The organism is Streptococcus sp. HMSC077D04 (assembly GCF_001808785.1).
Lineage (GTDB): Bacteria > Bacillota > Bacilli > Lactobacillales > Streptococcaceae > Streptococcus > Streptococcus mitis_BX.
Window position 1 is genome coordinate 338985 of sequence record NZ_KV794536.1, and the last position, 22238, is coordinate 361222.

The window sequence follows — 22238 nt, forward strand, 5'->3', positions numbered from 1 at the left end:
TTCTATCAATTATAAGAAAAAGGAGGTTTACAATTTAGTAAACCTTCCTTTACACATATTGAAATTAAGATTCTTTAACTTCTAACAAGCCAATCTCGCCATCTTCACGACGATAAATCACATTGGTTGTCTGATCTTCAACATCCACATAGATAAAGAAATCATGTCCCAACAAATCCATCTGTAGAATAGCTTCTTCCAAATCCATTGGTTTTAAATCAATTTGTTTTGAACGAACAACTCTTGATTGGACAACATTTGTATCTTCCACCAAAGCATCTGTAAATAATTGACTAGTTGCTACCTTATTTTTATTTTTACGCTCGATTTTTGTTTTATTTTTACGAATCTGACGTTCAATTTTATCGGTTACAAGGTCAATTGAACCATACATATCTTGAGACACATCTTCTGCACGAAGAGTAATTGAGCCAAGCGGAATCGTCACCTCCACTTTAGCCGTTTTTTCACGATACACCTTCAAGTTAACTCGAGCATCCAACTCTTGTTCAGCTTGAAAATACTTTTCGATCTTTTCGAGTTTAGAAACTACATAATCACGAATTGCTTCTGTTACTTCTAGGTTTTCACCACGGATACTATATTTAATCATATGAGTACCTTCTTTCTAAACGTTTTTGTTTTTCTGATTTCATTATAACGCTTTCATTTTGTTTTTGCAAATTTTTTCCTCATCTTACAAGGGAAAATGTTTTTACATCCTCAGCACCAGCTTCTTCCAACAGTTTCTTCATACGATTTATAGTTGTTCCAGTAGTATAGATATCATCTATAAGTAGGATTTTTTTAGGAATAGTGACTCCACTTTTGACAAAGAAGGGAAGTTCTGTTGCCAAGCGTTCTGAACGATTTTTGGAAGAACTAGCTCGCTCTTCTCTCTTCTCTAGTAAGTCTTGAAAAGAGAACCCTGCTGCTTCAACTAAACCTTCAACCTGGTTAAATCCCCTCTCGAGCAATCTTTCCGGACTTAGGGGAATTACAACAAATTGATACTCTTTGTACTTTTTTAACTCCTCACTTAAAACTGAAGCAAAGACTTTTCTTAAAAGGAAGTCTCCATCAAACTTATACCGACTGAAAAAATCCTTCATAGCTTGATTGTAAATAAAAATCGCTCTATGACTGACTTCAACTCCTTCTTTACACCAAAATTGACAATCTTGACACTTTGTTGACAATCCTGTTTTCATACAGTTTGGACAGTTCTCTTCTCCAATCCTATCAAAAGTAGAATCACAATCTAAACAAAGACAGGAGGCATCATTCTTCAGAAGTAAAAGACTACTGAAAGTTAAAACAGCCTTCATAGTCTGCCCACATAATAAACACTTCATAGACCCGCCTCCTTATTCATCTGTTGAATTTCCTTAATTGCCTTTTTGATTGAAGCATTTAACCCGTCATGGAAGAAAAGCAAATCTCCTGTCGGTCTATCCATGCTTCGTCCAACTCGTCCACCAATCTGAATCAAACTAGATTTGGTAAACAGACGATGGTTGGCTTCTACTACAAAAACATCCACACAAGGGAAGGTAACTCCACGCTCCAAGATTGTCGTACTGATAAGTATTGTCAGTTCTCCATCTCGAAAAGCTTGCACCTGCTCTAATCGATCTTCCGTAACTGAAGACACAAAACCAATTTTCTCATGCGAAAATTCCTTCTGTAAGACTTCTTTTAATTGCTCCCCTTTCTTAATTTCTGAAGCAAAAATGAGTAACGGATAACCTGTCTTTCTCTGTTTCTCAATATAAAACTTTAACTTTGGTGACAACCGATTTTTCTCTAAACAGTGATTAAAATCCGATAACCAAACTGGTTTTGGAATAATCAACGGATTTCCATGAAACCGTCTAGGCAAGCTCAATCGTTTTAATTCTCCTAAACGGACCTTCTTATCTAACTCATCGGTAGAAGTCGCCGTTAAAAAGATTCTCAAGCCATTCTCCTTTACACTATTCTTGACAGCATGGTAAAGCGTAGGGTTGTCAACATAAGGAAAAGCATCTACTTCATCCACTATTAGCAAATCAAAAGCTTGATAAAACTTCAATAACTGATGGGTCGTCGCAACAACTAATGGTGTTCGAAAATACGGCTCTGATTCTCCATGTAGGAGGGCTATCTCGCAAGAAAAATCCTTTTGCAGGCGCTTGTACAGCTCCAAACAAACATCTATGCGAGGACTAGCCAAGCATACTGCACCACCCGCATTGATCACTTTAGCTACTACTTGATAAATCATTTCTGTCTTTCCAGCTCCTGTTACCGCATGTACCAAGGTTGGTTCTTGCTTATCTACTGCTTGAATCAATCCCTCTGACACCTTCTCTTGAAAAGGAGTTAATTGGCCACGCCATTTAAGAACATCTTGCTTCGGAAAATCCTCCTGTGGGAAATAGTATAAAGCTTGATCACTCCTAACTCGCTTCATAATTAAGCACTCCCGACAATAATAAGCACCGATAGGTAAATACCATTCTTCTAGAATAGTACTATTACAACGTTGACAGAAAAATTTCCCCTTCTCCTTTCTCATTGCTGGAATGTTCTCTGCCAACTTACGTTCCTCTTCTGTTAATTCATTCTCAGTAAACAACCGACCGAGATAATTTGGATTTACTTTCATACTTCTTTATTCGTAAAAACCTAGCGCTTTAGATAATTTTTTAGTACAATTAAATCATGGAATTTAGAACAATTAAAGAGGACGGTCAAGTCCAAGAAGAAATTAAAAAATCACGCTTTATCTGTCATGCAAAGCGTGTTTATAGCGAAGAAGAGGCTCGGGACTTTATTACTGCCATCAAAAAAGAACACTACAAAGCTACGCATAACTGCTCAGCCTTTATTATTGGGGAACGTAGTGAAATTAAACGGACAAGTGATGATGGTGAACCCAGTGGTACTGCTGGCGTTCCCATGCTTGGGGTACTAGAAAATCACAATCTTACTAATGTCTGTGTAGTAGTGACACGCTACTTTGGAGGCATTAAGCTAGGCGCTGGAGGATTGATTCGTGCTTACGCCGGCAGTGTTGCCTTAGCTGTCAAGGAAATTGGCATCATTGAAATAAAGGAACAAGCTGGCATTGCTATTCAAATGTCTTACGCTCAGTACCAAGAGTACAGTAACTTCCTTAAGGAACATGATCTCATGGAACTTGAGACAAACTTTACAGATCAAGTCAATACGATGATTTATGTTGATAAAGAAGAAAAAGAAAATATTAAAGCTGCACTGGTGGAGTTTTTTAATGGAAAAGTTACTTTAACTGATCAAGGTTTACGTGAAGTTGAAGTTCCTGTAAATTTAGTGTAAACAAAGGAGAAAAATATGGCATTTGGAAAATTCATTCAAGGACTCGCTGGTAACCTTAGCGAGCAAAACAAAGAAACTCTTATCAAAGAATATGGACAATATCTACTAGAAAATGAAGAAATTCAAAGTGGATATAAACTGATTCGTGACTCAATTATATTTACAAATATCCGTATTATCTTTACAGATAAACAAGGTGCTACTGGTCGTAAGATGTCCATTAAATCAATCTTTTTAATGAACATTATTAACGTTGAAATGGAAACTGCAGGAGCAGGTATAGATGATAGTGAAATTACTATTACTTATTTAGAAAATGTTTTTCTAAAAGCACATAATGAGCATTTTAGTGCTCATAAATTTGAATTCCCTAAGAAAACGGATATCGTTCCACTTTACACCTATTTATTAGAATTAGCTTATCACAATCGCTTGAAAATTAATGGCTTAGACCTGTGATATAAAAAAATACTATCACTTCGATAGGATTTCTATATTTTACAAATGGTATAGATAGCGTTATACTAGAAATATCTTATACAAAGAGGTATTCATATGTCTATTTATAACAACATTACTGAATTAATCGGTCAAACTCCGATTGTTAAACTCAACAACATCGTACCAGAAGGGGCTGCGGACGTCTATGTAAAGCTTGAAGCATTCAACCCTGGTTCTTCTGTAAAAGATCGTATTGCTCTTAGCATGATTGAAAAAGCTGAACAAGACGGTATTCTAAAACCTGGTTCTACTATTGTTGAAGCAACAAGTGGAAACACTGGTATTGGACTTTCATGGGTAGGTGCTGCTAAAGGGTATAAAGTCGTCATCGTTATGCCTGAAACTATGAGTGTAGAGCGACGTAAGATTATCCAAGCTTATGGCGCTGAACTCGTCCTAACTCCTGGAAGCGAGGGAATGAAAGGTGCTATTGCTAAGGCTCAAAAAATCGCTGCTGAACGTGATGGTTTCCTTCCTCTTCAATTTGACAATCCAGCTAATCCAGAAGTACACGAAAGAACAACAGGAGCTGAAATACTAGCTGCTTTCGGTAAAGATGGACTAGATGCCTTTGTTGCTGGAGTGGGTACCGGTGGAACGATTTCTGGTGTTTCTCATGCACTCAAATCAGCAAATTCTAACATTCAAGTTTTTGCAGTAGAGGCAGACGAATCTGCTATTCTATCTGGTGAAAAACCTGGACCACACAAAATTCAAGGTATCTCAGCTGGATTTATTCCTGATACACTGGATACAAAGGCTTATGATGGTATCGTTCGTGTAACGTCAGACGATGCTCTAGCACTCGGCCGTGAAATTGGTGGAAACGAAGGTTTCCTTGTAGGGATTTCTTCAGCTGCAGCTATCTACGGAGCAATTGAAGTTGCCAAGAAATTAGGTACAGGTAAGAAAGTCCTTGCTCTAGCACCAGATAACGGCGAACGTTATTTGTCTACAGCACTCTATGAATTTGAAGTGTAGTCTCCTAAATACACTTGGCCCTTATTATAGGGCTTTTTATTTATACCTTAAAAGTAGGAACATCTCCCTATAAAGATTAACTGCATAGAAAAAAGGAAGCAATTTAGCTTCCTTCCTTTTTATTATTAGTTATTCAAGGCTGCTGCCATTGTAGCTGCAACTTCAGCTTCGAAGTCGTTTGCAGCTTTTTCGATACCTTCACCAACTTCAAAGCGAGCGAACTCAACTACTGAAGCGTTAACTGATTCAAGATATGCTTCAACTGTCTTGCTGTCATCCATGATGTATACTTGTGCAAGAAGTGTGTAAGCTTGGTCAACTTTAGTGTTGTCAAGCATGAAGCGGTCCATTTTACCTGGGATGATTTTGTCCCAGATTTTTTCTGGTTTGCCTTCTTCAGCCAACTCAGCTTTGATATCAGCTTCAGCTTGAGCAATCACTTCATCAGTCAATTGAGCTTTTGATCCATACTTCAAGTGTGGAAGAGCTGGTTTGTTAACCATTGCACGACTTTCGTTGTCTTGGTCGATAACGTGGTTCAATTGTGCCAACTCATCCTTAACGAATTGCTCATCCAATTCTTTATAAGAAAGAACTGTTGGTTTCATCGCTGCGATGTGCATTGACAATTGTTTAGCAAGTGCTTCGTCTCCACCTTCAACAACTGAAATAACACCGATACGTCCACCATTATGTTGGTAAGCACCAAAGTGTTGTGCATCTGTTTTTTCAATCAATGCAAAGCGACGGAATGAGATTTTTTCTCCGATAGTTGCTGTTGCAGATACGTATGCAGCTTCAAGAGTTTCACCTGAAGGCATTGTCAAAGCAAGTGCTTCTTCATTATTAGCAGGCTTTCCTTCAGCAATAACTTTAGCTGTAGTATTTACCAATTCAACGAATTGAGCGTTTTTCGCAACGAAGTCAGTTTCAGCGTTTACTTCAATAACTGCTGCAACATTACCGTTAACATAAACACCAGTCAAACCTTCTGCAGCAACACGGTCAGCTTTCTTAGCTGCCTTAGCCATACCTTTTTCACGAAGCAATTCAATCGCTTTTTCGATGTCACCGTCTGTTTCTACAAGCGCTTTTTTAGCGTCCATAACACCGGCACCAGATTTTTCACGCAACTCTTTTACAAGTTTAGCTGTAATTTCTGCCATTTTGATTCTCCTATATTTTTTAAAAATAGGAGAGCCGGGCTAAGCCCCGCCCTCCTAGGTAATACTATTTATATAAATTAAGCGTTGTCGCCTTCTACAACTTCAACGATTTCTTCGATTGAATCTGCTTGAGCTTCTGAAGCTGCAAACTCTGCTTCAACTGCTACTGCATCTTCACCTTGACGTCCTTCGATGATAGCGTCAGCCAATTTAGCTGTAATCAATTTAACAGCGCGGATAGCGTCATCGTTAGCTGGGATGATTACATCGATATCATCTGGATCAGTATTTGTGTCAACCATCGCTACAACTGGGATTCCCAATTTTTTAGCTTCTTTAACAGCGATTTGCTCTTTATGTGGGTCAACTACGTACATCACATCTGGGATACGAGGCATATCTTCGATACCACCCAAGAATTTTTCAAGACGTGCACGTTGTTTGTTAAGAAGTGCAACTTCTTTCTTAGGAAGAACTTCAAAAGTTCCATCTTCTTCCATACGTTTGATTTCTTTCAAACGAGCGATACGTTTTTGGATTGTTCCCCAGTTTGTAAGAGTTCCACCCAACCAACGGTGGTTGATGAAGTATTGACCTGAACGTACTGCTTCTTCAGCAACTGCATCAGCTGCTTGTTTCTTAGTACCAACAAACAATACAACTGCATCGTTAGCTGCTGCATCACGCATGAAGTCATATGCTTGGTCAGCGTATTTTACAGTTTGTTGCAAGTCGATAACGTGGATTCCGTTACGCTCTGTAAAGATGTACTTAGCCATCTTAGGGTTCCAGCGACGAGTTTGGTGACCAAAGTGTACACCAGCCTCAAGAAGTTGTTTCATTGAAATTACTGCCATGAGTATTTCTCCTTTTTGTTTTTTTCCTCTTCTTGACTTCAACTCGCAAAACGACCCAAGGGCAACTGTTTCACAATTCATCAAGAATGAGTATTATCGTTCACACGACAAGTTTCATTCTACCATACTTTTTCAATATTTTCAAGCTATTTTAGTAGATTTTTAAAGTAGATAATTTCTGCCAACTTCTCAAAGTAACTTCCACTTGGAAGTCCAAAGTGGAAATTAGTTTGGGAATTTAGCATTAAATTACTAATAAAAACTCTAAATTTAAAGCATCCCAACATATACTGCTGGGATGCTCTAATAGCTAAATTTTTTAAAATTTAATATAGTGGCAAAATCATTAGTTTATTTTATCTACTTCGAAGTTTCTTACGAATTTTATAAGCTAGATTAAACAAAAAATATAATGAACTAGTTGGATAATTAAACTCACCAGCAAATTCCTCGATAGTAGGATTAAACTTGGATTTAAAGTTAATTAACCCACCCTCTAAATTGTTTTCAATTCCACCCATATTATGAGTCTCAGCCCCTCGTTCAAAAGAATGTTGAGCTGTCTCAAACCATGTAGGAATAGCAGGTTGATAGTGTTTAAATTCTTCATTCATTCCAGCATATAAGTTCTCAGAAGTTTTCCCAAATTCGATAGTTAAAGTACCAGACAATGGGACAACACTGTCCCCTCTTTCAATATGACTCTTAAGAAAAGAAATTTCTTCCTCTAATCGTTTTCTCTCTTGCTGATTCTCTTTTATTTTACCTTCTTTCGTTTTATCTGTAAACTTCTGCGCTGTTTTTAGATTCTTTTCGAATTGTTGCTCAACTTCTTTCAGTCTATTAGGTAGATCTAAATAGCTCAGTGTGATAAAGGAGTGATCAGGATAAGTATCCAGTAACTTCTGATAATAATCTTTGCCTCGTAAACTGATATTCTTGCGAGACTCTGTTTTCTTCATTAAAAATGAAAATTCATCTAATAAATCAAGTCCACCAAATTTTACTTCTAATCCTTTATTTCTTGCAGTTCGGATGGCCTGTCTAGTAGACTTAGAAAGTTGATCCAGTGAGAAATTTTCTTTATGAATATTAGCTTGAAAACGTGGTTGTATATTTTCTGCCATATCCTTTGTTAAGCCTGTCCAATAAACTTTATTTTTTTTCAGTTCTTCGACAATTGCTAAAGCCATAGAATTTTGGACAGTTTCTTGGTCAATAAGACCTCTACTGATAAATAAACTTGGGTCAAATTTAACCATTATTGCATGGCTTTTTTTAGCAAGTTTTTTCAACGTTAAAAGAACAAATTTCAGAAGTTCTTTATCTTCATAGTCAATTACTGGACCTCGTGGAATATAAAACATAGAAAGTCCTAATGGTAGCGGCTGAATTAAGATATTTGCTACTCCAACTAATTGATTATCTTTATAAAAGCCAACTCTCTCGTTCCCCCAAGTATCCTTTATCTTGGACCAATCACTACTCTGTAATAAATTTCCTTGAGGATGATTTTCTAAAAATAAATCCCACTCTTTAGCATCAACATTTATTTTATACCTAAACATAACTTCAACACCGACTCCCTTAGAAACCATTTTTTATTAACATGCTACACTCGTACTAAATCTCTACATTTCATTTTACTTTAATTAAATAATTATAAAAATAGAAAATAAGTTCAAGTAATTATATAATGAAATTAATTTTTCCAGCACTATACAAAGGGTGAGATTAATAAGATCTCACCCTTTGTATAGTAATAATCAGTATATTAGTTTGGATAAATGTATCTTACAGTACCTCTTGATGCTGTCGGATTAAACCATCCACGATAATTTCCGATTGGTTGAGTTCCACTTCCATCATAGTTACACTCAGAAACTTGAATACGAGTTGATGATTCAACTGCTGTAACAACTGCTACGTGACCGTATCCTCCATCATCCCAACATGCAATCGCGCCAACTTGTGGTGTAGAACCTGTACGGAAACCTGCAGCTGCTGCACTTGCAGCCCATTGACCGCCATTACCCCAGTAATCACCAGCCCATGGTGCTAAAGTTTTTACTCCCCATGTACATTGACCTACAGGATAGCTTGATGCATTTGTACTGTATGTCGGATGTTGTTTCACTGGTGCAGGAGTATAGCTTGTTGATTCCGCTGAAGCACTACTTGAAGATGATTCAGACGAACTAGATGACGAAGAAGTAGTTGATACTGCTTGAACTTCTGCTGTAAAAGTTGTATTCCCAGAAGCAACGACTTTTTGTTGTTGACTTGCTTGTTTAGCTTTATAAGCTGCTTCTGCTTCTGCAGCTGCTTTAGCTTCTGCTTCTGCTGCAGCTTTTTTCTCAAGTAAACTTGCTTTTTCATCCTCTGCAGTAGCCTTTTCAGCAGCAAGATTCAATTCTGCAGCTTTCAACTCAGCTTGTTTTGTAGTTAATGATTGAGCATCATCAGCTAGTTTTTGCTGATTTGCAATAACTGTATTAATTGCATCATTATTTGCTACTTGTTTTTCAGAAATAGCTTTTTTATCTGCTTTTTGTTGTTCCAACATTTTGTTGTTTGCAGATACGATTTCACTCATTGCAGCAACACGTGAAATAGCTTCTGTAATTGATTTTGAGTTTACAATTGTATTAATGTAATTTGTTGCAGCTCCATTTGTTTGAGCACTACGAGCTTGTTTTTGTAATGAATCATTGCGAGATACAATATTCTTAGAAAGTTCTGTAATTTCACCCTCAAGCTTTTTAGATTCTTCTTGTAGTCTATCATTTTCAGATTGCAAGTTTGATTGCTCTGTTTGAATAGCAGATACTTGCTCCTGAACTTGATCAACTTGTTTTTGGGCTTCTTGTTGTTGTGCTGTTAAGTTGCTAATTTTATTATCTTGAGCAGCAATTTTGTCATCAGTAGTTTCTGCATGCGCAGTTGTTAAAACAGCTGCTTGAGAAACCATTACTGTACTTAGTAAAAGTGACGCTAAGATTTTTTTCTTCATATTTCGTAGATACTCCTTCTTTTAAAGACATTACTAGTATACCAAAAAAAGGCCTAATGAATATTACGCCTTTGTTACATTTTTATTTCTTTCTTATAGGTAAAATTTTTCAAAAATAAACTGAAAAGTAATCATCCATATAAGGTTCAAAATCATTGATGGTACTAAACTATAGACTATAAACAAAGACATACTATCCACAGTTAAACCTACCACTATTGCAAGTATATAAGCTCCCATCTCAAATAGAAAAGTCATGACAATAATTGCCAGCATTCTCGTCCAACGATTCAATAAAATAACACTATTAAATTTATGGAGAAATGCCCCCAACAGGACAAATAACAGAGTCGCAATCCCTATCAAGTGGAAAAAGTAAATGTCATAAACCAAACCCACTACAAAACAATAGGCTAAATAGAGATACTCTGATACTTCAATCGTCTCAAATAAGAGAAACAAAAATAGAAAATGACTAGCTAACTGCACGTGGGGAAATAATGAGCCCAAAAGCTGGCTAATATGGGCATCAATTAGAACAAAGAAAGGAAGCAATAAAAACACTCCAACCCGCTTCAGCTGTCTCATTATGAATTCCCCACTAATTCTATCACACTCACATTATGAGTATCTGCACTCAATTTAACAGTTACTTCTCGTGTCAAATAGTCCGTACTATGCGTTGTAGCAACCACTTCACCAACAGGAATATCAGCAACATTAAAGTTTCCTAATCCACCAGTGGTCACCTTATCTCCTGCACTAATATCGCCACTACTATTTAATTGACTAATTTTGAGAACTTCATTTTCCTTGTCATAGCCAACAATAATCCCATAAATTGTAGTAGAACCATGTTGAATTTTAACAGAAATCTTATCAGCATTTTCCGTATTTGTCAGAAGGTTGACCATAGTAGAGTTGTCCTCCACTTTTGAAACACTCCCAATCAAACCACCATTTGCAATGGCTAACATATTCTCAGAAGCCCCTTTTGATTTGCCTGCATCCAGGGTCAATTCCTGCTTCCAAGATACCGGAGAACGCATAATAACATCTGCTGCCAAAGTCTTTGTGGCTTGCAACTTGGACTTCATATCAAGCAATTGGCGCAGTTGTTCATTTTCGGTCTTTAAACTTTCCGCCTCATTTGATTTAACTTCTAATTGATAAATCTGTTTCTTCAAACTTTCATTTTCATTATATGTTCGTGTCAAATGAGCCAAATCTGATTTGACAGAATCAAACCACTGAAAAGGTTTTTGTACAACTCTATCAACCAATGAGATTCCATCTCCTAATTTTGTCACAATTGTACTTGAATAAGTCGTCGCTAAGAGAGCTGACACAAGCAGAACAATGACAAAAACAATAATGACATATTTTGATTTTTTAAAACGGTTCATATCCCTACCTTTATATCAAAAACTGTTACAGTAATTTTTTATGAATTCCTGAAAGCTACTAAGATTTTAAGAAAAATAAGCAACAACCAAGTCCGAGAATAACAAGAATAGTAAGTGTATCCTTTCGAGTCCATTTCAGTTGTCGGTATTGACTTCTGCCTTTTCCCCCCTGATAACCGCGCGCTTCCATGGCAATAGCCAAGGAATCTGCACGTTTTAAACTTGTCGCAAAAAGAGGAATCAAAATGGGAATCATAGCCTTCACCTTTTGAACAATGCTTCCTTCACCAAAATCCACTCCACGCGCTTTCTGTGCATTCATAATCCGCGTCGTATCATCCATTAAGGTCGGAACAAAACGCAAACTCATAGATAGCATTAAGCCAATTTCATGAACTGGAACTTTCACACGCTTTAAAGGTGCTAATAAAGCTTCAACAGCTGATGCCAAACTTAAAGGCATGGTAGTTAAAGTTAACAAAGTTGAAAAGAAAATAATCAATACAAAGCGACAAAAAATAATTCCAGCTTGTTGCAAAGCATAATCTGTGATTCTCACAAATGAAAACTCAAATAAAACATTCCCATTAGAAATGAAAAACAGTTGAAAAATAGTTGTGAAGGCAATCAAGAAAAACATAGACTTCAAGCCCTGAATAAAAAATGAAAGAGATACTCCTGACAAGGCAATAAATATCCCTGTCGCTATAAAAAGAATTAGATTCGTCAAGGGATTATTAGCCCAAAAAACGATTAAAATCAGTAACATCATAGCAAGCAATTTGCTACGTGGATCCAATCGGTGAACAATCGAATCCCCTGGAATATAACGCCCCAAAATCATACTATCCATTTAGCGACTCCTTGAACTCCTCTATCTTAATCGGTAATCGTTTAAATGACACGCCTCTATCAGCCAATCGTTTACAAAAGGCCGTAATTTTAGGTACTCCCAACTGCACTTCTTCCATAAAGACAACATCTTGAAAGACATCACTTGGTTTACCACCCTTAACTAAACGTCCCTTTTCCATCACATAGACTTGATTTGCATATTCAGCAACATCATCCATCAAATGCGTTACCAAGACAATGGTCATCCCTGACTGGTGGAGTTTTTTGAACAAATTCATCAGCTCTTTTCTTCCCAGGGGATCTAGGCCTGCTGTGGGCTCATCTAAGACTAATATGGCTGGTTCCATGGCAAGTATGCCTGCAATGGCGACACGCCTCATTTGGCCACCTGACAGCTCAAACGGACTACGATTATAAAGTGATTCATCAATTCCAACCAGAGCCAGTTTCTCACGCGCAATCTGCTCCGCATCTTCTTCAGAAACTCCAAAATTTTGCGGTCCAAAAGCAACATCTTTCAAAACCGTTTCTTCAAAGATTTGATTTTCAGCAAACTGAAATACCAAGCCAACCTGTTTTCTAATTTGACGAATATCTTTGTTTTTAGAAGTCGAGGTGATTAAGGTATCAAAAACTCGTACACTTCCTTGACTTGGCACCAATAAACCATTTAAAAGTTGTAAAATAGTTGATTTACCACTACCTGTATGCCCAATTAAAGCCGTATAAGAACCATCTTCAATCGTCAAGGAAACATCCGACAAAGCTGTTGAAGCTAAGGGAGTCCCTTCTTGATACGTAAAACTCACATTTTCTAGAGCAATTCCCATAGTTTATCCTCTAGCTCACTTTCTGTCAAATAATTTTCAGGCAAATCATAGCCATTCTGGCTCAAAGAATGTTTTAATTGATTGGAAAAAGGATCGTCTAATCCAATTTGATCTAAATCATTTCGAGAGAAAAGTTCTCTTGGGCTACTAGTTGATTCAATTTCCCCTTTTTTCAGGACCAATACACGGTCACTCATGGCGACTTCTTCCAAATCATGTGTAATGGAAATGACCGTCATATCATAGTCTTTTCGAATTTCTTTTACTGTCTCAATCAGTTCTCTACGCCCCTCAGGATCCAACATACTCGTTGCCTCATCTAGGATTAAAATAGCTGGTCTTAGGGCTACAACACCTGCAATAGCCACACGTTGCTTTTGGCCACCTGATAGACGCGCTGGCTCTCTCTTTTTAAAGTCCAACATGCCAACCAAATCCAGAGCTTCTTCCACTCTCTTTTTCATTTCTTGACGAGAAAGTCCCTGATTTTCCAAACCAAAGGCAACATCATCCTCAACAGTCGCTCCAACAAATTGATTGTCTGGATTTTGAAAAACCATACCGATTTGACGACGTATATTCCAAACATTTTCCTCAGTCAATCGTTGACCATCAATTACAATCTCTCCAGATTCTGCTTCCAGTAAACCATCAATTAAGCGAACCGTCGTTGATTTACCACTACCATTATGCCCTACAATCGAAAGCCATTCTCCACGTTTCACGTGAAACGTAATATCCTTCACATCATAGTATTCCTGACTTTCCTTATAGCGAAAAGAAAGATTTTTTACATCAATTATTGATTTCATTTCGAACCAAATGTCCCTTTAAATACATAGGCACTACCCTTGAAATAATCATAGCCAGAGTAGATAGTGAAAAACAAGGCTACATAAAGTAGAACTTGACCAAGCAAAGTCCAATGTAATAGCAAGAAAATAATCGCAAACATCTGACTAAAAGTTTTAATTTTTCCAGGCATTGCTGCTGCTAAAACTGTTCCACCAGTTTCAACCAATAAAAGCCTTAAACCTGTCACAGCCAACTCACGACAAATAATCACTGCTACAATCCAAGCTGGAGCCATACCTAACTCAATCAGCATAATAAAAGCCGACATTACTAGTAACTTATCCGCCATTGGATCCGCAAACTTCCCAAAGTTGCTAACCACACTCCATTTACGAGCTAAATATCCATCTAAATAGTCGGTAATACTGGCAATAGCAAATATAATAGCTGCTACTATATGACTTTCTAGCGAATTTCCTATCGTTAAAATAAAGATAAAAATAGGTATAAAGAGAATTCGACCTATTGTTAAGAGATTGGGAATTTGTTCTTTTTTCATTCTTTTTTCCTTAATTTCTAGTAAAGGTTACAGTGATTTGTCCAGTTTGAGCTGTTAATTTCGATAAATCAACAGTCTGATCATCTACTGTTAAAGCAACACCTTTGACAACACCTAAAGTAATGGTCACAGGATTTTTTGTTGAAACTGTTGTTTCTGCACTTTTATTATCCGGTGATAAGGTCACACCACCCTCAAGCTCACTTTCTGAAACACTAACCCAACTTCTAGCATCTGAAACCGATAATTGCAATTTTGCGGTTTCCTTACTTGTTTTATAAGCGATTTCTACATAATTTCCTTCACCTGATACACTTATAACTGGTTCAATATTCGAAGAGCTACTTGATGAACCACTACTTGAAGATGGAGTTGCAGAACTAGTCGAGCTTGTTGCTTGGACTACACTATAACTAGACGCAGATGAACGCTCCGGTTGAGTCTGAATATAATTCCAAACATAATAAGTCACAAAAATGACAATCGATAGTGCAAAGAGTATAAAATAAAATAAAGGTAAAAATGATGTCTTATTTTTCTTACTTGAACGTCTCCTACCTGTCAACTCCACTTCATCAACATCTACTTCCTCATAAGTAATCATGCTCCCAGAATCATAAGCATCCAAGACAATTCGCTCATCTAGCTCAACTGCCCACGCATACTTTCTCAAAAAAGAACGAGTATAAAATGGACTAGGAAGTTGATCAAAATCATCAGCTTCCATCGCTTCCAACATATCCAACTGAATTTCTGTTTTTTTGTGTAATTCTTCTAAAGTCAACCCTTGGTTGGTTCTAGCTAAACGTAAAACCTCACCAATTGTTTTTTTCCTCATACTTGTCATTCCTTCTTTCTAGTATCGATTATGATAGGTTACTACGATGGGAATATTGTAAAATCAACTATATCACCATCATCTATTAAATGATGTCCAGCATCAAGGACATCCTCCAAAGTAATTTCCTGTAAAATTTTCGGCAAATCAAAAATTGTCTCACCATTTTCAAAAGCATCATATTGCGTTGCAATAAATTCAAGAGAGTTCATGCTACTGAAAAATTCTCCAAACATCTCTCTTTTGATAATGTCTAAATGATCCTCTGTAATATCTATATCCTTTGTGAAATTACGAATAGCCTTTTTAAACTGATGAGATAAAGCAACTGGCTCTTTTGTATCCATTGTCAACATAACAAAATGAAAACGACTTGTTACTTCAACTTCCAGAGATAAGGACGCATCAATTTTACCTGATTCATATAATTTCTGAAAACGATCCGAAGTCCAACCAAACATCATTGCAAACAATAATTTTAATAAAATATGATATCGATAGCAATCCGCTTCAGCAACTTCTTGCTTACCTCTAATACCAATCGCTAGTTTGGGAGAAGACACTTCCATTCTCATACTGTCTGTTTGCTTTACATCTTGTAAAACAAGCTTTTCTCTTACTACTTCCTGAACATCTAAATCTTTCAGTTCTTTGCTTTCAAAATAGTCCTGTACTCGTTCCACATCAAAATTACCAACGAAAAACAGAGACATGTTTACAGGTTTGTAAAATCTTGTAAAATTTTCTTGCAAATTAGTTAGATTGATTTGGGAAATTGACTCCTCACTTCCAACTATATCAGTTGCTAAAGGTGTACCAGGATACAAATTCGCTAAAGTTGAAAAGAATAAACACGAATCTGGATCATCTTGATACATTTCTCGTTCTTGCTGTATAATATCCTGCTCCCTTAAAATAGAATCTTCAGTAAATTGTGCTGATGTTACCAATTCATCAAGTAAGTCCAAATTTTCTAAAAAATGATCCGTTGCTGAAAAGAGATAGTTTGTTTTTGTAAAGCTTGTAAAGGCATTACTATCTGCACCTAGACTCGTAAAAGCCGACATCAAATCGCTAGCATCTTCTCTCTCAAATAATTTATGTTCAAGAAAATGAGCAATTCCCGCAGGATATTCTTTTACATATCCGTCAACTTCTGTTACAAGCGTATCTACCGAACCAAACTGTACAGTTACACTCCCGTAAACCTCTTTAAATTCCTTTTTAGGCAAAAGAGCAACTGTCAATCCGTTGGACAAACGAGTTCGATAAACCATTTCTTTTACAGCTGGATAGTACTTTTCTTCAAAAACAACCTTTGTCATTCTATTCCTTCCATAAAGTAAATTGCTTGTAATTTCACATTACTAGCTGCTCTACAAATAGCATCTTTGTCAACTTGCTCAAGTTTTGCAATCCAACCTTTAAATTCTGCTGAAGATTTTCCAAGTAAGGCATTTTGATAAGCACGTTCAATCAATGAAGATTGATTATCTTGAGAAAGCAACAAAGACCGACGAATCATTTCCTTGGTCTGCTCTAGCTCAAGCTCTGTAAAATAACCTTTTTTTAAATCAAGCAGTTGATTATTCATCATTTTTCGAGCCTGATTCCGATTTTCTCGATCAATGCCAGCATACATCCTCAAGAATCCACTAAATAAATCAAGCTGACTTGAAATAGTATAAGCCAATCCAGCATTTTCACGGACATTTGTAAATAGTTTAGAGTGAGCAAATCCACCAAGTAAACCATTCATTACAATCATGGGTAAATGTTGCTCATCACCATATTCAGAAGGGCAATGATAGCCTAATTCCAAAATGGATTGTCCCACATTTTTCCGAGCCATACCTTCCTGAAGGATATTGGAATAAGGTTGACAATACTGAACCTTCACATCTCCTTTTCGACCTTTAAAGTTAAATGATTCTAATACATTTTGAATTTCAACCTCATTAAAATCACCTAGGAAAAAGAAATCTATTCGATCATTGGCCAAAAATTCTTGGAAACAAGAATAAGAACTTTGTGGAGTTTCAGCTAAAATACGATTTCGTAAATCACTATATTCCAATTTGAGACGTTCATCATAAAAAAACAATTTATCTAATTCTTTATGTGCGAAATAAAAAGAATCATCCATATCAGCTGCTAAACTTGCTAGCAATTGTTTTTTCTCAATTTCAAATAAGGCCGGATCAAACCCATTATCAACTACTATGGGTGAGAAAAGAGTCTCTTTTACTAGTTCCAAAACCTGAGAAGTTAGCACATTTTTCCTACTTAAAAACTCATCACGAACATAGGTAAATGTCAATTCTACAATATGACTTTGCCCTCTTCTGAAACAATTGGTTGACATATCTGTACCGTATAGACTGGCCAAATGTCTTCTCAAATCTTGAGAAGTGGGATACATCTGATTAGCAGTCTCTAGCATACTCGCACTCAACATGCGACCTGCAATCGTATCGAGGGATAATGGAGCGGTAAAACGCACGGCGATTTTGTTCGTTTTAAACTTTTTTGATTGGATAAAATGTGTTGAAATTCCATGCACTAACTCCATGATTTACCTCCTTATATACAGACTTCTATTATATCACGAAAAACTGAAATTTTCTTGTTCTCTGTAACACTTTTGAAATAAAAATCGCTTACATTATTCCTTGTTTCTCTCACTATTTTTAGGAAAATATGGTATAATACCAAAGATTGAGGTGAATTATGGAATACAAATTATTTGAAGAATTTATTACCCTCCAAGCACTACTCAAAGAACTTGGAATTACACATAGCGGAGGAGCTATCAAATCATTTCTCTCTGAACATTCTGTTTACTTTAATGGGGAATTAGAAAGTCGTCGTGGTAAAAAACTTCGTATTGGCGATAAAGTTGACATCCCTGACATGAATATTGACATCTTGTTGACACAACCTACTTCTGAGGAGCAAGAGGAGTATCAGGCTGATAAAGTTGAAAAAGAACGAATCGCTAAACTTGTTAAGGAGATGAATAAGGGGGTAAAAAAAGATAAATCAAAACCTACTTCATCACCCAAAAGCAAACAAGCTCCGCGATTTCCTGGTAGATAATCATGTGGCTACAACACCTATCTCTCAAGACTTTTCGTAACTATAAAGAGACGAAAATAGACTTTAACCCTAAATTGAATGTCTTTTTAGGACGCAATGCGCAAGGTAAAACAAATATGTTAGAGGCTATCTATTTTTTAGCCTTAACACGTAGTCATCGGACTCGAACAGATAAAAATCTCATTCATTTTGACGAGGAACAACTTCATCTTTCAGGTCTTGTTCAAAAACAAACGGGATCCATTCCTCTCGAAATCGAACTAACACAAAAAGGCCGTGTGACAAAAGTGAATCATTTAAAACAGGCACGCCTTTCAGATTATGTCGGACACATGAATGTTGTCTTATTTGCTCCTGAAGATTTACAACTAATTAAAGGAGCACCTTCGGTTCGACGAAAATTCATTGATATGGAGCTTGGGCAAATTAAGCCAATCTATTTATCTGATTTAACTAATTATAACCACATCCTTAAACAAAGAAATACCTATCTAAAATCAGCTCAAACAATAGATGAAACCTTCCTTTCAGTACTAGATGATCAGCTAGTCGATTATGGATGTCGTGTGATGAATCACCGCTTAGATTTCATAAAAAAACTAGAATCATTTGGGCGTAAGAAACATTTTGAACTCTCTAATCAGATTGAAGAGTTGTCAATAGCCTATCAATCTTCTGTCAAGATAGCTGACAAAGAAAACTTATCAGAATCTTTCAAAATTGCTTTAGAAAAAAGTAGGTCCAGAGATTTATTTAAAAAGAATACTGGTGTTGGTCCTCATCGAGATGATATTTCTTTTTATATAAATGGGATGGATGCTAGCTTTGGAAGTCAAGGTCAACATCGTAGTCTCGTCCTTTCTATAAAATTAGCAGAAATCGAATTAATGGAAAGTATTACTACAGAGTCTCCAATATTACTACTTGACGATGTTATGAGCGAACTTGACAACACTAGACAACTAAAATTATTAGAAACGATTTCTCATTCAATCCAAACCTTTATTACAACAACCAGCTTAGATCATCTTCAGAATCTACCAGAAAATCTAAGTATTTTCGCTATTCAGGGTGGTAAAGTTTCTGTAAACAAAAATTGACAGCATTGTAAAAGAACTCCTGTTTTCACTGGAGTTCTTTTCATTGTTTTTACATAGAATAATTTGGTGCCTCATTAGTAATTTGTACATCATGAGGATGGCTTTCTTTCAAACCAGCACCAGACATTTCAATAAATTGAGCGTTATCGTGTAGTTCTTTAAGGTTAGCTGCACCACAGTAACCCATACCAGAGCGAATACCACCAATCATTTGGAAGACAATATCAGCTGCCGCTCCTTTATAAGCAACACGACCTTCAATTCCTTCTGGAACGAGTTTGTTTGCTTCATTGACAGAACCTTGGAAGTAACGATCGCTTGAGCCTTTCTTCATAGCAGCGATTGAACCCATACCACGGTAAGTCTTGAATTTACGTCCTTGGAAGATTTCGGTTTCTCCTGGAGCTTCATCAGTTCCAGCAAACATAGATCCAAGCATAACAGCATTTCCACCAGCCGCAAGAGCTTTTACAATATCTCCAGAATACTTGATTCCACCGTCAGCAATGATCGTTTTACCATATTCACGCGCAACAGCTGCAGCATCATAGATAGCTGTTACTTGTGGAACACCAACACCTGCAATCACACGAGTAGTACAGATAGAACCTGGTCCAATACCAACCTTGACAACGTCTACACCTGCTTCATAAAGAGCACGTGCACCTTCAGCAGTAGCAATATTTCCAGCAATCAAAGTACGGTCTGGGAAATGAGCACGAATCTCAGCAATTTTACGCAAGACACCTGCAGAATGACCATGCGCAGTATCAATAACAATCGCATCCGCTCCTGCCTCAAAAAGAGCCTCTGCACGTTCAAATGTATCTGAAGTAACACCTACTGCACCTGCAACTAGAAGACGACCAAACTCATCTTTAGCCGCATTTGGAAACTCAATAACTTTTTCAATATCTTTGATGGTAATCAAACCAGAAAGACGGCCTTCTTCATCTACCAACGGAAGTTTTTCAATACGGTGTTCTTGAAGAATGCTTTCAGCCGTTACAAGATCTGTACCCACAGGAGCAGTCACAAGATTTTCACTGGTCATATGGTTTGAAATTGGTTGGTTATAATCTGAAATAAAACGAAGATCTCGGTTTGTCAAAATACCAACCAATTTACGATTTTCAAGTGTTTCAACAACTGGAACACCACTGATGCGGTAACGACCCATAAGCTCATCTGCTTCAGCAATTGTATGTTCAGGTGTCAAGAAGAACGGATCAATAATAACTCCATTTTCAGAACGTTTTACCTTGCGAACCTCGTCTGCTTGTTGAGCAATTGACATGTTTTTATGGATAACTCCGAGACCACCTGCACGAGCAATAGCAATGGCCATTTGACTCTCTGTAACTGTGTCCATGGCAGCGGTAATAATTGGGATATTTAAAGTCAAATTATCTGCCAATTTAGTTGTTAAATCTGCATCGTTAGGCAACACATGACTTTCAGCTGGAATAAGCAATACATCATCAAAGGTAAAACCTTTTTTCAAAAATTTAGTGTCCCAATTAGACATTCGAAGTTTCCTCTTTTCTTTCTTTTTGAGCTTGACTCTTTTTATATTGTATCTATCATACCATTCTATAAAAATTTGTCAAATATTACAGGGGTAAATAAAAAACTATCTTTTCTTTGAGATAGAAATGATAGTTTCTTGTAAAATAAACTTAGTTAAAGTAATGAAGTCCCATTGCTCCTTTAACCTCAGATAGGGTTTGACCTGCAACTTCACGCGCTCTCTCACTACCTTTTTGAAGCATATTATAAACTTCTCCCATATCCTTAGCAAATTCAATACGGCGCTCACGAATAGGACCCAGTTCACGTTCTAATATTTCAAGTAGATAACGCTTGGTCTTCACATCACCAAGACCACCTCGTTGATAATGTTCTTTCATGTCAGCAATTTCTTGAGCATCTTCTGGACGACCAAAAACATCTAGATAATGGAAAACCATATTTCCTTCAATTTTACCTGGATCCTCAATGCGGATATGATCTGGATCTGTATACATACTCATTACTTTTTTACGCAAAGTATCCGCATCATCAGCTAAATAGATACCATTATTGAGTGATTTAGACATTTTAGCATTTCCATCTAAACCAGGCAAACGCCCTGCTCTCTCATTTTCTGGATAAATACCTTCCGGCTCTACCAAGACATCACAGTTATATGCATTGTTAAAAGAACGAACAATTTCACGAGTTTGCTCAATCATTGGTTTCTGATCTGTCCCAACAGGAACATAATTAGCCTTGAAAGCTGTGATGTCAGCTGCTTGAGCTATTGGATAGACCAAGAATCCTGTCGGAATGCTTTCTCCAAATCCTTTCTGAGCAATCTCTGTTTTGACAGTTGGATTGCGCTCCAAACGTGCTAATGAAACTAGATTCATATAGTACATAGACAACTCAGCTAATTCTGGAATTTGACTTTGAATAAATATAGTTGATTTACTCGGATCCAATCCAACTGCAAGATAATCCAAAGCCACATTTGCGATAGACTCTACAATGGTTTGAGGATCTTTGGCATGATCTGTCAAGGCTTGTTGGTCAGCCAAGAACACAAACATATCATACTTATCCTCTTCCTGTAATAATACTCGATTTTTGAGACTTCCAACATAATGTCCAATATGCAATTTTCCTGTTGGACGGTCTCCTGTTAAAATAATGGGTTTAGTCATTTTATTCTCCTTCGATATAGTCCCTTCAATTATAGCATTTTTTTAATGAAATAACTGTAATTTATCAAAATAAATCAGCCTTGCTATTTACGGATTTGTGTAAAGTATGCTGTAAATTTAATTTACACAAAATTGACAGATAAAAATTTGAATATTTCCGTATTTTCTAGTAGAATAAATATATTACACAT

At 36.8% G+C, this 22238-nt stretch carries 23 protein-coding genes; 5 read left to right on the forward strand and 18 right to left on the reverse strand.

Annotated elements, in window-relative coordinates; translation table 11 throughout:
- Positions 1-64: 64 nt before the first annotated feature.
- The 3 genes from hpf to HMPREF2701_RS06570 all read right to left on the reverse strand — a co-directional run bounded on the left by hpf (position 65) and on the right by HMPREF2701_RS06570 (position 2650).
- Positions 65-613, reverse strand: coding sequence for a ribosome hibernation-promoting factor, HPF/YfiA family (gene hpf, locus HMPREF2701_RS06560; RefSeq protein WP_004255322.1), 549 nt, complete (start codon positions 611-613; stop codon positions 65-67).
- Between the two features lie 79 nt (positions 614-692).
- Positions 693-1355, reverse strand: coding sequence for a ComF family protein (locus HMPREF2701_RS06565; protein ID WP_049487601.1), 663 nt, complete (start codon positions 1353-1355; stop codon positions 693-695).
- The gene (locus tag HMPREF2701_RS06570; RefSeq protein WP_061589678.1) at positions 1352-2650 is read right to left on the reverse strand and encodes an ATP-dependent helicase ComFA; all 1299 of its coding nucleotides are present in this window, start codon (positions 2648-2650) and stop codon (positions 1352-1354) included. Before HMPREF2701_RS06570 ends, HMPREF2701_RS06565 begins: the two co-directional genes overlap by 4 nt.
- Positions 2651-2706: 56 nt before the next feature.
- On the opposite strand from HMPREF2701_RS06570, the gene HMPREF2701_RS06575 reads away from it, so the two are divergent.
- From HMPREF2701_RS06575 to cysK, 3 genes are all read left to right on the forward strand, one after another.
- A complete protein-coding gene (locus HMPREF2701_RS06575) occupies positions 2707-3342 on the forward strand; it encodes a YigZ family protein (RefSeq protein ID WP_049487605.1) in 636 nt (211 codons plus the stop codon).
- Positions 3343-3357: 15 nt separating this feature from the next.
- Entirely contained in the window at positions 3358-3801 is a 444-nt protein-coding gene (locus tag HMPREF2701_RS06580) for a PH domain-containing protein (protein ID WP_049487607.1), read from the forward strand.
- A gap of 96 nt (positions 3802-3897) precedes the next feature.
- Positions 3898-4824: a cysteine synthase A gene (cysK, locus tag HMPREF2701_RS06585; RefSeq protein ID WP_049487608.1), complete on the forward strand. Its 927-nt coding sequence runs from the start codon at positions 3898-3900 to the stop codon at positions 4822-4824.
- 125 nt (positions 4825-4949) lie between these two features.
- On the opposite strand, the gene tsf is transcribed toward cysK, so the two are convergent.
- From tsf to yfmF, 13 genes are all read right to left on the reverse strand, one after another.
- Positions 4950-5990 (reverse strand): translation elongation factor Ts, encoded by a 1041-nt coding sequence (gene tsf, locus HMPREF2701_RS06590; protein ID WP_049491122.1) that lies wholly within the window; start codon positions 5988-5990, stop codon positions 4950-4952.
- A 77-nt stretch (positions 5991-6067) separates the two neighbouring features.
- Positions 6068-6847, reverse strand: a complete 780-nt coding sequence (rpsB, locus tag HMPREF2701_RS06595) for a 30S ribosomal protein S2 (protein ID WP_007556349.1) — start codon at positions 6845-6847, stop codon at positions 6068-6070.
- 356 nt (positions 6848-7203) lie between these two features.
- Positions 7204-8415: an aminoacyltransferase gene (locus tag HMPREF2701_RS06600; protein WP_061589696.1), complete on the reverse strand. Its 1212-nt coding sequence runs from the start codon at positions 8413-8415 to the stop codon at positions 7204-7206.
- Positions 8416-8621: 206 nt separating this feature from the next.
- On the reverse strand, positions 8622-9860 hold the full coding sequence (pcsB, locus tag HMPREF2701_RS06605) for a peptidoglycan hydrolase PcsB (RefSeq protein WP_004269801.1): 1239 nt from the start codon (positions 9858-9860) through the stop codon (positions 8622-8624).
- Between the two features lie 93 nt (positions 9861-9953).
- The gene (mreD, locus tag HMPREF2701_RS06610) at positions 9954-10448 is read right to left on the reverse strand and encodes a rod shape-determining protein MreD (RefSeq protein ID WP_042751844.1); all 495 of its coding nucleotides are present in this window, start codon (positions 10446-10448) and stop codon (positions 9954-9956) included.
- The gene (gene mreC, locus HMPREF2701_RS06615; RefSeq protein ID WP_049509635.1) at positions 10448-11266 is read right to left on the reverse strand and encodes a rod shape-determining protein MreC; all 819 of its coding nucleotides are present in this window, start codon (positions 11264-11266) and stop codon (positions 10448-10450) included. The genes mreD and mreC overlap by 1 nt, the downstream gene beginning before the upstream one ends.
- A gap of 58 nt (positions 11267-11324) precedes the next feature.
- Entirely contained in the window at positions 11325-12119 is a 795-nt protein-coding gene (locus HMPREF2701_RS06620; RefSeq protein ID WP_061589679.1) for an energy-coupling factor transporter transmembrane component T family protein, read from the reverse strand.
- Entirely contained in the window at positions 12112-12951 is an 840-nt protein-coding gene (locus tag HMPREF2701_RS06625; protein ID WP_061589680.1) for an energy-coupling factor transporter ATPase, read from the reverse strand. The genes HMPREF2701_RS06620 and HMPREF2701_RS06625 overlap by 8 nt, the downstream gene beginning before the upstream one ends.
- A complete protein-coding gene (locus HMPREF2701_RS06630) occupies positions 12936-13763 on the reverse strand; it encodes an energy-coupling factor ABC transporter ATP-binding protein (RefSeq protein WP_061589681.1) in 828 nt (275 codons plus the stop codon). The genes HMPREF2701_RS06625 and HMPREF2701_RS06630 overlap by 16 nt, the downstream gene beginning before the upstream one ends.
- Entirely contained in the window at positions 13760-14305 is a 546-nt protein-coding gene (gene pgsA / locus HMPREF2701_RS06635) for a CDP-diacylglycerol--glycerol-3-phosphate 3-phosphatidyltransferase (RefSeq protein WP_061589682.1), read from the reverse strand. The genes HMPREF2701_RS06630 and pgsA overlap by 4 nt, the downstream gene beginning before the upstream one ends.
- A 10-nt stretch (positions 14306-14315) precedes the next feature.
- Positions 14316-15143: a cytoskeleton protein RodZ gene (gene rodZ, locus HMPREF2701_RS06640; protein ID WP_061589683.1), complete on the reverse strand. Its 828-nt coding sequence runs from the start codon at positions 15141-15143 to the stop codon at positions 14316-14318.
- A 41-nt stretch (positions 15144-15184) separates the two neighbouring features.
- Positions 15185-16468 (reverse strand): EF-P 5-aminopentanol modification-associated protein YfmH, encoded by a 1284-nt coding sequence (gene yfmH, locus HMPREF2701_RS06645; protein WP_061589684.1) that lies wholly within the window; start codon positions 16466-16468, stop codon positions 15185-15187.
- Entirely contained in the window at positions 16465-17715 is a 1251-nt protein-coding gene (gene yfmF, locus HMPREF2701_RS06650; RefSeq protein ID WP_070482521.1) for an EF-P 5-aminopentanol modification-associated protein YfmF, read from the reverse strand. The genes yfmH and yfmF overlap by 4 nt, the downstream gene beginning before the upstream one ends.
- A gap of 158 nt (positions 17716-17873) precedes the next feature.
- Between yfmF and yaaA the strand changes: the two genes are divergently transcribed.
- Complete coding sequence (gene yaaA, locus HMPREF2701_RS06655) at positions 17874-18242, forward strand: S4 domain-containing protein YaaA (protein WP_049487626.1); 369 nt, start codon at positions 17874-17876, stop codon at positions 18240-18242.
- A gap of 2 nt (positions 18243-18244) precedes the next feature.
- Positions 18245-19342: a DNA replication/repair protein RecF gene (recF, locus tag HMPREF2701_RS06660; RefSeq protein WP_061589685.1), complete on the forward strand. Its 1098-nt coding sequence runs from the start codon at positions 18245-18247 to the stop codon at positions 19340-19342.
- A gap of 49 nt (positions 19343-19391) precedes the next feature.
- Here the strand turns inward: recF and guaB are convergent, their stop codons facing one another.
- Together guaB and trpS are read right to left on the reverse strand one after the other, a co-directional pair.
- Positions 19392-20870, reverse strand: a complete 1479-nt coding sequence (gene guaB, locus HMPREF2701_RS06665; RefSeq protein WP_033682529.1) for an IMP dehydrogenase — start codon at positions 20868-20870, stop codon at positions 19392-19394.
- Positions 20871-21021: 151 nt separating this feature from the next.
- Positions 21022-22047: a tryptophan--tRNA ligase gene (trpS, locus tag HMPREF2701_RS06670; protein WP_049487630.1), complete on the reverse strand. Its 1026-nt coding sequence runs from the start codon at positions 22045-22047 to the stop codon at positions 21022-21024.
- Positions 22048-22238 lie beyond the last annotated feature (191 nt).